The 14,341-nt window shown below is 68.4% G+C and carries 14 protein-coding genes; 12 read left to right on the top strand and 2 right to left on the bottom strand.

All coding sequences use genetic code 11. The annotated features are described in order from the left end of the window. Positions 1 to 17: 17 nt before the first annotated feature. Positions 18 to 533 carry a methylated-DNA--[protein]-cysteine S-methyltransferase gene (locus tag EPO52_RS01875; RefSeq protein ID WP_290801129.1) on the bottom strand — a complete coding sequence of 172 codons (516 nt, stop codon included), beginning with the start codon at positions 531 to 533 and terminating at the stop codon, positions 18 to 20. Between the two features lie 149 nt (positions 534 to 682). Between EPO52_RS01875 and EPO52_RS01870 the strand changes: the two genes are divergently transcribed. The 5 genes from EPO52_RS01870 (at position 683) to rbfA (ending at position 7,331) form a co-directional block, all read left to right on the top strand. Then, positions 683 to 2,449: a proline--tRNA ligase gene (locus EPO52_RS01870; protein ID WP_290801126.1), complete on the top strand. Its 1,767-nt coding sequence runs from the start codon at positions 683 to 685 to the stop codon at positions 2,447 to 2,449. 59 nt (positions 2,450 to 2,508) lie between these two features. Next, positions 2,509 to 3,507: a transcription termination factor NusA gene (nusA, locus tag EPO52_RS01865; RefSeq protein ID WP_290801123.1), complete on the top strand. Its 999-nt coding sequence runs from the start codon at positions 2,509 to 2,511 to the stop codon at positions 3,505 to 3,507. Positions 3,508 to 3,560: 53 nt separating this feature from the next. Then, positions 3,561 to 3,833: a YlxR family protein gene (locus EPO52_RS01860; RefSeq protein WP_290801120.1), complete on the top strand. Its 273-nt coding sequence runs from the start codon at positions 3,561 to 3,563 to the stop codon at positions 3,831 to 3,833. A gap of 86 nt (positions 3,834 to 3,919) precedes the next feature. Beyond that, the gene (infB, locus tag EPO52_RS01855; protein ID WP_290801117.1) at positions 3,920 to 6,748 is read left to right on the top strand and encodes a translation initiation factor IF-2; all 2,829 of its coding nucleotides are present in this window, start codon (positions 3,920 to 3,922) and stop codon (positions 6,746 to 6,748) included. Between the two features lie 139 nt (positions 6,749 to 6,887). Further along, on the top strand, positions 6,888 to 7,331 hold the full coding sequence (rbfA, locus tag EPO52_RS01850) for a 30S ribosome-binding factor RbfA (RefSeq protein ID WP_290801115.1): 444 nt from the start codon (positions 6,888 to 6,890) through the stop codon (positions 7,329 to 7,331). A gap of 108 nt (positions 7,332 to 7,439) precedes the next feature. Here the strand turns inward: rbfA and EPO52_RS01845 are convergent, their stop codons facing one another. Continuing rightward, complete coding sequence (locus EPO52_RS01845) at positions 7,440 to 8,333, bottom strand: A/G-specific adenine glycosylase (protein WP_290801113.1); 894 nt, start codon at positions 8,331 to 8,333, stop codon at positions 7,440 to 7,442. Positions 8,334 to 8,527: 194 nt separating this feature from the next. On the opposite strand from EPO52_RS01845, the gene EPO52_RS01840 reads away from it, so the two are divergent. From EPO52_RS01840 to deoC, 7 genes are all read left to right on the top strand, one after another. Continuing rightward, positions 8,528 to 9,142 carry a uridine kinase gene (locus EPO52_RS01840; protein WP_290801110.1) on the top strand — a complete coding sequence of 205 codons (615 nt, stop codon included), beginning with the start codon at positions 8,528 to 8,530 and terminating at the stop codon, positions 9,140 to 9,142. Positions 9,143 to 9,238: 96 nt separating this feature from the next. Next, positions 9,239 to 10,243, top strand: coding sequence for a tRNA pseudouridine(55) synthase TruB (truB, locus tag EPO52_RS01835; protein WP_290801106.1), 1,005 nt, complete (start codon positions 9,239 to 9,241; stop codon positions 10,241 to 10,243). Beyond that, positions 10,240 to 10,608, top strand: a complete 369-nt coding sequence (locus EPO52_RS01830; protein WP_290801104.1) for a hypothetical protein — start codon at positions 10,240 to 10,242, stop codon at positions 10,606 to 10,608. The genes truB and EPO52_RS01830 overlap by 4 nt, the downstream gene beginning before the upstream one ends. Positions 10,609 to 10,633: 25 nt before the next feature. Then, on the top strand, positions 10,634 to 11,044 hold the full coding sequence (locus EPO52_RS01825) for a hypothetical protein (RefSeq protein WP_290801103.1): 411 nt from the start codon (positions 10,634 to 10,636) through the stop codon (positions 11,042 to 11,044). Beyond that, positions 11,041 to 11,979: a bifunctional riboflavin kinase/FAD synthetase gene (locus EPO52_RS01820; protein WP_290801100.1), complete on the top strand. Its 939-nt coding sequence runs from the start codon at positions 11,041 to 11,043 to the stop codon at positions 11,977 to 11,979. Before EPO52_RS01825 ends, EPO52_RS01820 begins: the two co-directional genes overlap by 4 nt. After that, positions 11,966 to 13,261, top strand: a complete 1,296-nt coding sequence (locus EPO52_RS01815; protein WP_290801098.1) for an MFS transporter — start codon at positions 11,966 to 11,968, stop codon at positions 13,259 to 13,261. Before EPO52_RS01820 ends, EPO52_RS01815 begins: the two co-directional genes overlap by 14 nt. Before the next feature lie 65 nt (positions 13,262 to 13,326). Beyond that, the gene (gene deoC, locus EPO52_RS01810) at positions 13,327 to 14,334 is read left to right on the top strand and encodes a deoxyribose-phosphate aldolase (RefSeq protein WP_290801095.1); all 1,008 of its coding nucleotides are present in this window, start codon (positions 13,327 to 13,329) and stop codon (positions 14,332 to 14,334) included. Positions 14,335 to 14,341 lie beyond the last annotated feature (7 nt).

Genomic DNA, 14,341 nt, shown 5'->3' with positions numbered 1-14,341 from the left:
GTCAGGTTCGGCCCCGGTCAGGTGCTGTGCGGGATGCCCTCGTGGGTGAGCAGCCAGGCCTTGGTGCGGATGCCTTCGCCCCAGCTCCAGCCCGTGGCGTTACCGGTGGCCGAGAGCACCCGGTGGCAGCCGACGAGCAGAGGAGTCGGGTTGAGCGCGATGGCGCGGCCGACCGCGCGGCCCGATCCGGCACGCCCCACGGCTCGTGCGATCGCCCCGTACGTCGTGCTGCTGCCCCAGGGGACCGCGGCCAGTTGATGCCAGACCGCACGCTGGAACGTCGTGCCGTGCTGCTCGACCGGAACGGTGAACTTCTTGCGCCAGCCCTCGAAGTAGTCGAGCAGCTGGGCCACCGCCTCATCTGCCACCGCCGTCGAGTCGAACGCGAGACCGTCGTGGGGGAGCACACCGCGGTGCTCGATGGCGACCGCGGTGATCGACTCCCCATCGCTCGCCACCTCCAGCCGCCCGATCGGAGTGACGCAGCGCTGGAGGTACGGAGACGCGGCACGGAGCTGTGTGAGGGTGTCCATGATCGCGACGCTAGTGCCGGCCGGTGGTGACCGTGGTGCGCCTGCGGCGGTCTGTGGAGGGGGTGCCGACATCCGTCGTCGGTGCAGGAGTAGTCTCGGGCCTGTGGAGAACGTCGGGCACGATCGCCGGGGCTGACTAAACTCGATGCGTGCCTACTCGCTTGACCACGTACTTTCTCCGAACCCTCCGCGAAGACCCCTCCGACGCCGAGGTCGCCAGCCACGTGCTGCTCGTGCGCGCGGGCTACATCCGGCGCCAGGCGCCCGGCATCTTCGCCTGGCTGCCGCTCGGCCTGCGGGTGAAGGCGAAGATCGAGGCCGTCATCCGCGAGGAGATGGCGAACGCGGGTGCCTTCGAGGTGCACTTCCCCGCCCTGCTGCCCAAGGAGCCCTACGAGGTGAGCGGTCGCTACACCGAGTACGGCCCCGGCATGTTCCGGCTCAACGACCGCAAAGACGCCGGCTACGTGCTCGCTCCGACGCACGAAGAGGTGTTCACGCTGCTCGTGAAAGACCTCTACAACAGCTACAAAGACCTCCCGCTGTCGATCTACCAGATCCAGGACAAATACCGCGACGAGGCTCGTCCCCGCGCCGGCCTCCTGCGCGGCCGCGAGTTCACCATGAAAGACGCGTACTCCTTCGACTACACGGATGCGGGGCTCGACGCCTCCTACCAGTCGCAGCGCGACGCCTACGAACGCATCTTCACCCGCCTCGGTCTCGAGTACGTGATCGTGAAGGCGGATGCGGGCGCCATGGGCGGCTCCAAGAGCGAGGAGTTCCTGCATCCCACGCCCGTCGGTGAAGACACCTTCGTGCGCTCGGCCGGCGGCTACGCGGCCAACGTCGAGGCGTTCACCACCGTCGCGCCTGCAGCCGTGCCGTTCGACGGGCTGCCCGCGGCAGAGGTGTTCGACACCCCCGAGACACCCACCATCCAGACACTCGTCGACGCGGCGAACGCCGATCACCCCCGGCCCGACGGCCGCGACTGGACGGCTGCCGACACGCTCAAGAACGTCGTGCTCGCCCTCACGCAGCTCGACGGTTCGCGCGAGATCGTGGTGGTGGGCCTGCCCGGCGACCGTGAGGTCGACGGCAAGCGCGCCGAGGTGGCGTTCGCCCCCGCCATCGAGGTGGAGCCCGCCACCGAAGCCGACTTCGCGAAGCACCCCGGGCTCGTCAAGGGCTACATCGGCCCGTGGTCGCCCGAGGGCGCGGTGCTCGGCGACGAGTCCCGCACCGGCATCCGGTACCTGCTCGACCCCCGGGTGTCCGACGGCACGGAGTGGATCACCGGCGCGAACGTGCACGGCAAGCACGTGTTCGGTCTCGTGGCCGGTCGCGATTTCATGGCAGACGGAGTGGTGGAGGTGGCCGACGTGCGCGCCGGCGATCCTGCTCCGGATGGCTCGGGGCCCGTCGAACTGGCGCGTGGCATGGAGATCGGCCACGTCTTCCAGCTCGGCCGCAAGTACGCCGAGGCGCTCGGTCTCAAGGTGCTCGACGAGAACGGCAAGCTCGTCACCGTCACGATGGGCTCCTACGGCATCGGCGTCACGCGCATCCTCGCCATCATCGCCGAGCTCAACAACGACGAGAAGGGGCTCATCTGGCCCCCCTCGGTGGCCCCGTTCGACGTGCACGTGATCGCCACGGGCAAAGACCCCGCGATCTATCAGGCCGCCGAAGCCGTGGTGTCCGACCTCGAGGCCGCGGGAATCGACGTGCTCTTCGACGATCGGCCCAAGGTGTCGCCCGGCGTGAAGTTCGGTGACGCCGAGCTCATCGGCATCCCGCGCATCGTGATCGTGGGCCGCGGGGTCGCCGACGGCGTCGTGGAACTGTGGGATCGCAGAAGCGGAGAGCGAACGCAGGTCGCTCTGGATGCCGTCGCCGCCAGCTTCGGGTAGTCTTTTCGTTTGACTGCCGGAGTTCTCGGCATCGTAGATCTGAACAGAGGAGGCCGGAAGTGGACATCGACCTCAGCGTCTTACGCCTCTTGGAGCGTGAACGAGAGATTCCCTTCGAGGAACTCGTGGGCATCATCGAGCAGGCCATCCTGACGGCTTTCCTGAAGCACACCGACCGTCCGGCAACCGCCGAAGACGGCACCCCCGCGGCGCGCGTGCACCTCGACCGCAAGACGGGGCACATCGGCATCTTCGTGCCGGAGTACGACGAAGACGACGTGTTGATCGGCGAGGCCGAGGAGAATCCGAGCGACTTCGGGCGCATCGCCGCCTTCGCCGCGAAGCAGGTCATCAACCAGCGCCTCCGCGACATCGGCGACGACAAGGTTCTCGGCGAATTCAAGGGGCGCGAGGGCGACATCGTCGCCGGCGTCATCCAGCAGGGCCCGAATCCCAAGATGATCCACGTCGACCTGGGCACGATCGAGGCGATCATGCCTCCGGAGGAGCAGGTTCCCGGCGAGGAATACGCTCACGGATCGCGCATCCGCGTGTACGTCACGAGTGTGGCCAAGGGCACCAAGGGTCCGCAGATCACAGTGTCGCGCACGCATCCCTCGCTCGTGCGCAAGCTCTTCGCCCTCGAAGTGCCGGAGATCGCGTCCGGTGTCGTCGAGATCGTCTCGCTCGCCCGCGAGGCCGGCCACCGCACCAAGATCGCGGTGCGTGCCACCGAGCCCGGCGTGAACGCCAAGGGAGCCTGCATCGGAGAGCTGGGGCAGCGCGTGCGCGCCGTCACCTCCGAACTCGGCAACGAGAAGATCGACATCGTCGACTACTCCGAAGACCTGCCGACGTTCGTGGCGAATGCGCTCTCGCCGGCCAAGGTGTCGAGCGCCTTCGTGATCGATCCCGCGCTGAAGGCCGTGCGCGCCCTCGTACCCGACTACCAGCTTTCGCTCGCCATCGGCAAAGAAGGGCAGAACGCCCGTCTTGCGGCGAAGCTGACCGGCGCCAAGATCGACATCCAGCCGGATTCGATCCTCGAAGACGACTGATCCGGGCCGTCCCCGAGCGCGCGTCCATCGCCCGCCCGGGAATATGGAGTAGCATGGAACCCGTTAGAACGTGCGTCGGATGTCGTGCGCGCGCCACACGATCCTCGTTACTGAGAGTCGTTTCCAGGAATATAGTTCCTCAGGGACAAGTTCTGGTCGTCGACGAGACGGCCACTCTTCCCGGGCGTGGCGCATGGTTGCATCCCTCACTCGAGTGCTTTCACACCGCGGTCACGCGGCGAGCATTCGGGCGTGCGCTCCGTGCTGAGGGAACCCTCGACACGACGACATTAGAGAACAGGCTGAACGGCACCGTGAACCCATGAGTGACAACTGATGAGCGGCTCGAAATGAGACCCGTCCGTTTATAACGGCCTGCCCTGTCCTGGGGTAGGCCCCAGACAGGAGAATTGTGGCTGCAAAACCACGTGTACATGAAGTCGCCGCCGAACTCGGCGTCGACAGCAAGGTCGCCCTGGCGACCCTCAAAGAGATGGGCCAGTTCGTCAAGGGCCCCTCGTCGAGCATCGAACCCCCGGTGGCTCGTCGGCTGAAGGAAGCCCTGATCAAGGCGGGTGCCGCCGCGACCGGCGGCGCCGCTCCGGCTTCCCCCGCACCGACCGGTGCCACCAAGAGCAACGGTCCGCGCCCTGGCGTGCGTCCGGCCGCGCCCAAGCCCGCAGCCGCTCCGGCACCCGCCGAGGCGACGCCGGCTCCCGCGGCCGAGGCGCCTGCGGCGCCGAGCGCACCTGCTCCGGCTCCGGCAGCCACGGCGGCGCCGAGCGCTGCCCCGGCTGCTGCGGAGACCGCTGCTCCGGCCGCGCCTTCCGCATCGACTCCCGCCCCGGCTTCGGATGCGGCATCCGACGCAGCACCCCGCCCCGGCGGACCGCGTCCCGGCATCCCGCGCCCCGGCAACAACCCGTTCGCGAGCCAGCAGGGCATGCAGCGCCCCGGCGCTCCCCGTCCGGGTAACAACCCGTTCGCGAGCCAGCAGGGCATGCAGCGCGGTGGCGCCGGAGGCGGTGCAGGAACCGGTGGCAACACCGGCATCCCGCGCCCTGGTGCCCCGCGACCCGGGGCCCCTCGTCCCGGCGCTCCCCGTCCTGGTGCTCCTCGCCCCGGCGGCCCCGGCGGTTTCCGCCCGGGTGGCGCGGGTGGCGCAGGCGGCTTCCGTCCGGGCGCGGCCCAGGGCGGCGGCGCACGCCCCGCTCCCGGCACGCCCGGTTACCGTCCGGGTGGAGCACCCGGCGGTGGATTCGCTCCGCGCCCCGGTGCGGGCGGTCGTGGCCGTGGCCCCGGCGGTGGAACCGCCGGTGCGTTCGGTCGCGGTGGCGGCAAGAGCAAGGCCCGCAAGTCGAAGCGCACGAAGAGGGCTGAGTTCGAGCTACGCGAGGCCCCGTCGCTGGGTGGCGTGAGCGTACCCCGTGGCGACGGCACCACCATCGTGCGGCTGCGCCGCGGCGCATCCATCACCGACTTCGCCGACAAGATCGACGCGAGCCCCGGAAACCTCGTGACGGTGCTGTTCCACCTCGGTGAGATGGCGACCGCCACGGAGTCGCTCGACGAGGCCACCTTCCAGGTGCTCGGCGAAGAGCTCGGCTACAAGATCATGGTCGTCTCCCCGGAAGAGGAAGACCGCGAGCTGCTCGAGGGCTTCGACATCGACCTCGACCAGGAGCTGGAAGACGAGACCGACGAAGACCTGGAGATCCGTCCCCCGGTCGTCACCGTCATGGGTCACGTCGACCACGGTAAGACCCGCCTGCTCGACGCGATCCGCAACGCCAACGTCATCGAGGGCGAAGCGGGTGGCATCACCCAGCACATCGGTGCCTACCAGGTGGTCACCGAGCACGAGGGCCGCGAGCGTCCGATCACCTTCATCGACACCCCGGGTCACGAGGCGTTCACCGCCATGCGTGCACGTGGTGCTCAGGTGACCGACATCGCCATCCTCGTGGTGGCGGCCGACGACGGCATCATGCCGCAGACGATCGAGGCCTTGAACCACGCCCAGGCGGCCAATGTGCCGATCGTGGTCGCGGTCAACAAGATCGACAAGCCCGATGCCAACCCGGCCAAGGTGCGCCAGCAGCTCACCGAGTACAACCTCGTGGCCGAGGAATACGGCGGAGACGTCATGTTCGTCGACGTGTCGGCTCGCAACGACATCGGCATCCAGGACCTGCTCGACGCAGTGCTCCTCACGGCCGACGCCGGTCTCGACCTGCGCGCGAACCCGAACAAGGATGCACGTGGTGTGGCCATCGAGGCGAAGCTCGACAAGGGGCGCGGTGCTGTTGCCACCGTGCTCATCCAGTCGGGTACGCTCCGCGTCGGCGACGCGATCGTGGCCGGAACCGCTTACGGGCGTGTTCGTGCCATGGTCGACGAGAACGGCGACACCGTCACCGAGGCCACCCCGTCGCGGCCGGTTCAGGTGCAGGGTCTCTCGACCGTGCCCCGCGCCGGTGACACCTTCCTCGTCACCGAGGAAGACCGCACCGCTCGTCAGATCGCCGAGAAGCGTGAAGCCGCCGAGCGTAACGCCTCGCTGGCCAAGGCTCGCAAGCGCATCTCGCTCGAAGACTTCACCCGTGCCCTCGAAGAAGGCAAGGTCGAAGCCCTCAACCTCATCATCAAGGGTGACGTCTCCGGTGCCGTCGAGGCACTCGAGGAGTCGCTGCTCAAGATCGAGGTCGACGACAGCGTTCAGCTGCGCATCATCCACCGCGGTGTGGGTGCCGTCACCGAGTCCGACGTCAACCTGGCAACGGTCGACAACGCGATCATCATCGGGTTCAACGTGCGGCCCGACACGAAGGCGCGCGAGCGTGCTGCCCGAGAAGGTGTGGACATCCGCTTCTACTCGGTCATCTACAACGCGCTCGACGACATCGAGTCGTCGCTCAAGGGCATGCTCAAGCCCGAGTTCGAAGAGGTGCAGTCGGGTGTGGCCGAGATCCGCGAGATCTTCCGTTCCTCCAAGTTCGGAAACATCGCGGGTGTCATCGTGCGGTCGGGAACGATCACGCGAAACGCCAAGGCACGCGTCATCCGCGAGGGTGTCGTCGTGGGCGACAACCTGGCCATCGAGTCGCTGCGTCGCTTCAAAGACGACGTCACCGAGGTTCGCACGGACTTCGAGGCCGGTATCGGTCTCGGCAAGTTCAACGACATCCAGATCGGCGATGAGATCGAGACCATCGAGATGAAGGAGAAGCCGCGGGTGTAGCTCGTGGTTCGGGGCCCGGTGGGTCTCGGTTCTCGCCAGACGCTTAGGATTGGGCTCCGCCCAAAGGCGCGACAGACGAGAACCGAGACCCACCGGGCCCCTCCGGTTTACACTCGTGGCAAGTAAAGGGAGATAGATAATGGCTGATCCGGCTCGGGCTGCCAAGATGGCGGACCGTATCAAGGTGATCGTGGCCAAGACGCTCGAGCGTGGGTTGAAAGACCCCCGCCTCGGCTTCGTGACGATCACGGATGTTCGTGTGACAGGAGACCTGCAGCACGCGTCGATCTTCTACACCGTGTACGGCGACGAGCAGGAACGCGCCGATTCGGCCGCGGCGCTCAAGTCGGCCACCGGCATGCTGCGGAGCGAGGTGGGGAAGAACATCACCGCTCGGCTCACGCCATCGCTGGAGTTCATCGCCGATGCTCTGCCTGAGAACGCCAAGATGCTCGAAGGGCTTCTGGCCGAGGCCCGTGCGCGGGATGAGGCCGTGGAGAGCCAGGCTCGCACCGCGTCGTATGCGGGTGAAGCTGATCCTTACGTGAAGCCTCGGGTCATCTCGGAGGATGACGAAGACTGAGGCTGACGACGTGGATGAGGGGCGGTTGTGCGCCCTGGCCCAAGGGTTGAGCGGAGCTCAAAGGCGGCCAGGACACACAACCGCCCCTCTTCCACGTCTGCGTTGTGGCTAGGGGAGGGCGAAGGTGTCGTCGTCGGTGGCGACTATCAGGCCGTCCTTGAGGAGGCCCTCCAGTGCTCGTCCGTAGCGGGCCGCGTCGTCGGGGAGCGCTTCGGCGAGCTTCGCCGCCTGGACTGGATGGGGCGTGGCGCGCAACACGCGCAGCAACGCGCCCCTGGCCTGGCGGTCTGAACCCTCGTACTTCTTCTGCGTGGGGCGGCGGGCGACTTCGGTTTCGGGGTAGCCTTCTGCGCGCCAGGCACACTGCGTTGCGACCGGACAGAGGTCGCACTTCGGGGACTTCGCGGTGCAGATGAGCGCGCCGAGTTCCATCATGCCGGCGTTGAAGCGGGCGGCGTCGGCGTCGTCCTCCGGGAGGAGTGCCGTCATGGCGGGGAGGTCGCGCTTGGCGTTGGGGGAGGGCGCATCCGGGAGGCCGTCGATGGCCCGGGCGATCACACGGCGGATGTTCGTGTCGACCACCGGGTGGCGGGCTCCGAAGGCGAAGACGGCCACGGCTCGTGCGGTGTAGTCGCCGACCCCGGGGAGCGCGAGCAGAGCCTCGACATCGTTCGGAACGGCGCCGCCGTGGCGCTCGGTGATGGCCACGGCGCACGCGTGCAGGTTGAGGGCCCGGCGCGGATAGCCGAGCGACTGCCAGGCGCGCACGGCCTCGCCGGCGGGCTCACAGGCGAGATCGGCCGGCTCCGGCCAGCGGATGAGCCATTCCTCGAGCCTCGGGATGACCCGCACCACCGGCGTCTGCTGCAACATGAACTCGCTCACGAGCGTGCCCCAGGCGGGGAACCCGGGCCGGCGCCACGGAAGATCCCGCGCGTGCACCGCGAACCACGCGTTGACGGCGCGGGCGAACTCGACCTCGTGGGTGGGGTGTTCGGGCATCCTTCAACCCTAAAGGCCCGTCGCCGTGCACGATCCGCGTCCGTCGGAGCGACCGCCGAATGCCCGCGAACGACGGAGTATTCGGCTGTGCACCGAGAACGACGGACTGTCGCACCGATTGCGGCCGGAATCTCCGTCGTTCCAACCTACGGGGCGAGCTCGGGTGGGCGCGGTGGCGGACGTAGAATCGGGGGATGGTGATTGCGGCGACCCCGGCCAGTGACTTCGCGGATGCGCTCACAAGGGAGATTCGGCATAACTACGCGCTGGGGCGCGTGATCGTGGGCGTCGACGGCGTGGAGGCGACATCCGGGTTCGCCGACGATCTGGCCGAGGCGTTCCGCCGCTCGGGAGTGCACACGGTGCGGGCCTCGATGGATGACTTCCAGCGTCCGCGCGCGGCGCGCTTTCTGCGTGGCGTGGCCTCCCCGGAGGGCTATTACTTCGACCGCTACGCGCTCGACACGCTCAAGCGGGTTCTCATCGAGCCGTTCCGCCTTGCGGGGAGCGCGGGGTTCCAGACCGCGTCGTTCGACGCTGCACGTGATGTGGAACGCGAGTCGAGCTGGCTCACGGCGCCTGCCGACGCGGTGCTCATCCTCGATGGCCCCTTCCTGCAGCGACCCGGGATGCGCGGACTCTTCGACTTCACCGCGTACCTCGAGACGCGGCAATTCGGTCTGCCCGCCGAGGTCGTGGGCGCCGACCAGCTCTACCAGGCCGAGGCCGGGCCGCGGTTCGGGGCCAGCGCCATCATCGACGTGAACGACCCAGCGCATCCTCGTCGCGTCTTCGCCGACTCCTGCTGACCCGCCCATCCGTCAGCTGTGGCCCTTCGTCGGGTGTCTTGGGGCGCGAACTGGCGGATGGCGGCTGGGGCGGTGGTGCCTGTTAGCGTTGCAGGCGTGAAATCAGCGCCCTCCACGGTCAGTGGCATCCTGCTCGTCGACAAGCCCGCCGGCTTCACGAGTCACGATGCCGTCGCCCGCACCCGTCGCCTCGCGGGCACCCGCAAGGTCGGCCACGCGGGCACCCTCGACCCCATGGCCACCGGCCTGCTGGTGATCGGGGTGAACAGTTCGACGCGGCTGCTCACCTACGTCGTCGGACTCGACAAGGAGTACTTCGCCACCGTGCGACTGGGCGCAGCGACCACCACGGATGACGCCGAGGGCGAGTTCGTCGGGGAGGGCGCAGACGCCGCATCCGTCGACGCCCTCACCTCAGGGCGCCTGGAGTCGGCCTTCGCCGAGCAGCGCGGCACGATCGTGCAGGTGCCCAGTTCGGTGAGCGCCATCAAGGTCGATGGCAAGCGCGCCTACGCCCTGGTGCGCTCGGGCGAAGAGGTGCAGCTCGCGGGCCGCACGGTGACGATCAGTGAACTCGAGCTGCTCGGCCCGGCCCGGCCCGCAACCGAGGGTGATCGTCGCTTCGTCGACCAGGATGTGCGCGTGGTCTGCAGCTCGGGCACCTACATCCGCGCCATCGCCCGTGACGTGGGCGCCCTGCTCCGCGTGGGGGGCCACTTGACGAGCCTCCGGCGCACCCGCATCGGCCCGTTCGCGGTGGCCGAGGCCGCCACCCCCGACGACCTTGCCACTCGGCTCGAGGCCGGCGAGTCCCTCCCGCTGCTGCCGCCCGCGGATGTGGCCCGCCGCCTCTTCCCGGTGCTCGAGGTCGATCGCGACCGGGGTATCGCCCTCGGGCACGGGCAGCGCATCGACGTCACCCGCGCGGAGGCGGATGCGGCCGGAGACGGGCTCCTCGCCGCCATCACCGCCGACGAACGACTGCTCGGTCTCGTGGCCGTGACCAAGGGCACGGGCAAGAGCGTCGTGAACTTCCCGCCCGACGACCCCCAGACCACCGACCCCGCCGGACAGCCCGACACCGAGGAGCCCCCCGCATGATCGAGTGGTTCACCGTCATCCAGGTCGTGGTGGCCCTCGCCGCCGGCATGCTCGCCATCGTGCTCGGCCTCGCCGGCCGCAAGCCCAACGACCTCACGATGGGTGCCACCGCGCTGGTGGAACTGCTGCTCATCATCCAGCTCGTCGTGGCCATCGTGTCGCCGGCAGTCGGCAACGAACCCTCCGGCAGCCTGCTCGAGTTCTACATCTACCTCATCTCCGCGGTGCTGCTCCCGATCGCCGGTGGCTTCTGGGCGCTGATCGAACGCAGTCGCTGGAGCACGGTCATCCTCGGCGCCGTCTGCCTCGCGGTGGCGGTGATGGTGTACCGGATGAACGCGATCTGGTTCGTGCAGGGAAGCTGATCGCGTGCCATAAACTCGTACTGCCATGGCCAACGACACTCTCGCTCAACCCGTCAGGAGCCGAGCCCGCGGCATCGGCAGGGTTCTCATCATCGTCTACGCGATCCTCGCTCTTGCGGCCACCGGCCGCTCGGTGTACGAGATCATCGCCAAGTTCGACCAGGCCCCCTTCGCCTACACGCTCTCGGCCGTGGCCGCCGTGGTCTACATCGTTGCCACCATCGCGCTGATCGCCCCCGGTGCGGCCTGGTACCGCGTGGCGTGGATCACCATCACTTTCGAGCTCGTGGGGGTGCTCACGGTCGGCACCCTCAGCCTCTTCCTGCCGGAGCTGTTCGCGAAGGCATCCGTGTGGTCGTGGTACGGCATGGGCTACCTCTTCATCCCTCTCGTGCTGCCCGTGCTCGGCATGCTCTGGCTGCGGCGCACCCGATGAAGACCTACCACGCCCTGACCGAGGTGCCCGCCGATCTCGGGCCGTCGGCGGTGACCATCGGCAAGTTCGATGGCGTTCACGCGGGTCATCGAGCGGTGCTCGACGAACTGAACGCGGTCGCCCGGGCCCGTGGCCTCACCTCGGTCGTGATCACCTTCGACCGGCATCCCCTCGCACAGCTCGATCCCGCCGCGCGTCCCGACGCCCTCGTGAGCATCGAGCAGCGTCTGGAGCTCCTCGAGAGCGCCGGGGTCGATGTGACGCTGCTCCTGCCCTTCGACAAGGCACTGGCCTCGATGCCGCCGCGCGAGTTCGCGGAGTACGTGCTGAAGGAGATCTGCGGCACCACGGTCGTGATGGTGGGTGACGACTTCCGGTTCGGCGCCAAGGGCGAGGGAACGATCGACACGTTGCGTGCGCACGGGCAGGAGCTCGGCTTCGATGTGGATGTCATCCCCGAGGTGAAGCCCGGCCTCGCCCGGAAGGTGTCGTCGACCTGGGTGCGCGAGCTGCTGGCTTCCGGCGACGTGGAACGGGCCAGTGAACTCCTCGGCCGCAGCCCGTCGGTGCGCGGCATCGTCGTGCACGGGGCCGCTCGCGGGCGTGAGCTCGGGTTTCCCACTGCGAACCTCTCCGCCGAGTCGGAGGGGCTCATCCCGGCCGACGGCGTCTACGCGGGATGGCTCACCGACGGGGGCGTGCGGTATCCGGCGGCCATCTCGGTGGGGAGCAATCCCACCTTCGCGGGCGTGCCGCCGAAGCAGGTCGAGGCCTACGTGATCGATGAGGACATCGACCTCTACGACCACGTCGTCGAGGTGGCCTTCGTGGCGCGCATCCGCGGTCAGGTGAAGTTCACCGGTGTCGAACCGCTGATCGTGCAGATGAACGACGACGTCGACGCCGCCAGAACCCTTCTTCGTGACCTCGCCTGAGGCGGCAGAGTCCGCGCCGGCCCCGCTCTGGCGAGGGCGGGCGCTGGCTCTCGTGGCGATCGTGCTCGTGGCGCTCAACCTGCGCACCGCCGTGGCGGCGCTCTCGCCGATCTTCGATCAGATCGGTGAGGATGTCAGCCTCGGCAGTATCGGCATCGGCTTCCTCGGCACGCTCCCGCTGATCTGCTTCGCGGTGGTGGGCCTCATCGCCCCGGCTCTGCATCGACGATTCGGGCTCGAGCCGGTGGTGGTCGCGGCGCTGCTGGCCATCGTGCTGGGCGACGTGCTGCGGGGCCTCGCCGTGTCGTATCCGATGCTCGCGATCGGCAGCGCAGTCACCTTCGCGGGCATGGGGGTGGCGAACATCCTGCTGCCACCGCTCGTGAAGGCGTACTTCCCCGATCGCATCGGGCTGCTCACCTCGGTGTACGCCACCACCCTGGCGCTCGGTGCCACCGTCCCGCCCCTCGTCGCGGTTCCCGTCGCCGATTCGCTCGGCTGGCGGGTATCGGTGGGGATGTGGGCGGTTCTCGCCCTCGTGGCCGTGACGCCGATGCTGATGCTCGCGGCGAGGGCCAGGCGCGTGGCGCAGGACGCGCGGGATGCGCGGGATGCTCGGGATGCGCGTCGCGACCGCGATGCCGCCGAGACCGGGGGCGACGACGATCTCGACGAGCCGCAGGCCGCCGCCCGCGGCCGGGTGCGGCGATCTCCGCTCGCCTGGTCGCTCATGCTGATGTTCGCGATGACGGCCTTCAACACCTACGCGCTGTTCGCGTGGTTGCCGAGCATCCTGATCGACATCGCGGATGCCACGCCCGCCCAGGCAGGGCTGCTGCTGTCGCTCTACTCCGTCATGGGTCTCCCGGCGTCGCTGCTCATCCCGGTGCTCGCGGTGCGGTTGCGCAATGTCGGTGTGCTGATCTGGACGGGCGTGGTGCTGTTCATCCTCGGGTACGGAGGGCTGCTCCTCCTTCCTGACCAGGGAACGTGGCTCTGGGTCATCCTGGCCGGCCTCGGCCCGCTGCTCTTCCCGCTCGCCCTCGTTCTCATCAATCTGCGCACCCGAACGCATCCGGGCGCCGTGGCTCTCAGCTCGTTCGTGCAGAGTTTCGGCTACGCCGTGGGAGCGTTGGGCCCGCTCCTCGTGGGAGTGCTGCACCAGGCGACGGGTGCCTGGTCGGCCCCTCTCCTGCTGCTGCTCGGCACCGCGATCGTGATGGCCGTGGCGGGGATCGTGGTGGCCCGACCCCGAATGCTCGAAGACCAATGGCACAATTGATCGATGCGCGGAGTTCGAACGATCTGTTCGCCCGCCGAAGGCGACGAGAGAAGTACGGAGACGTCGTGACCATAGACAGAGCGGTCAGCCCCGCCCAGCGAGCACTCGAGCTGCTGGGAGATGACCTCACCGAATCAACCCTGAAGCGCTATCTCGACGGCATCCCCGGCGTCGACGCCGTCGGACTCGAGCAGCGCGCCGCCGCACTCGGCACCCGCAGCATCAAGACCTCGTCGAAGGTCTGGGCGCTCGACCGCATCATCGAGCTGATCGACCTCACCACACTCGAAGGCGCCGACACGCCCGGCAAGGTGCGCTCGCTCGTGGCGAAGGCGCTCACGCCCGACCCCGCCGACCTCACGACGCCGCGCGTCGCCGCCGTGTGCGTCTACGGCGACATGGTGCCCTACGCCGTGGAAGCCCTGGGTTCCGCCCACGCGGCCGGCACGGATGAGGGCATCAACGTGGCGGCCGTGGCCACCGCGTTCCCCTCGGGGCGGGCCTCGCTCGACGTGAAGCTGGCCGACACGGCGGATGCCGTGGCCGCGGGCGCCGACGAGATCGACATGGTGATCGACCGCGGTGCGTTCCTCTCCGGCCGCTACGGGCTGGTGTTCGATCAGATCGTGGCCGTGAAGGAGGCCTGCCGTCGCGCCGACGGCAGCTACGCCCACCTCAAGGTCATCCTCGAGACCGGCGAGCTGAACACTTACGACAACGTGCGCCGGGCATCCTGGCTCTCGATCCTCGCGGGTGGCGACTTCATCAAGACGTCCACCGGCAAGGTGGCTCCGGCCGCCACGCTTCCCGTGACGCTGCTCATGCTCGAAGTGGTGCGCGACTGGCACCGGCTCACCGGCGAGAAGATCGGTGTGAAGCCGGCCGGCGGCATCCGTTCGTCGAAGGATGCGATCAAGTACCTCGTGACGGTCGCCGAGACCGTGGGGGAGGAGTGGCTGCAGCCGCACCTCTTCCGCTTCGGGGCATCGAGCCTTCTCAACGACGTTCTGCTGCAGCGGCAGAAACTCTCGACCGGACAGTACTCCGGCGCCGACTACGTGACGATCGACTAGGAGATCC

Source organism: Herbiconiux sp., assembly GCF_004297105.1.
Taxonomy (GTDB): Bacteria; Actinomycetota; Actinomycetes; order Actinomycetales; family Microbacteriaceae; genus Herbiconiux.
This window is presented reverse-complemented; position numbering and strand designations above follow the sequence as displayed.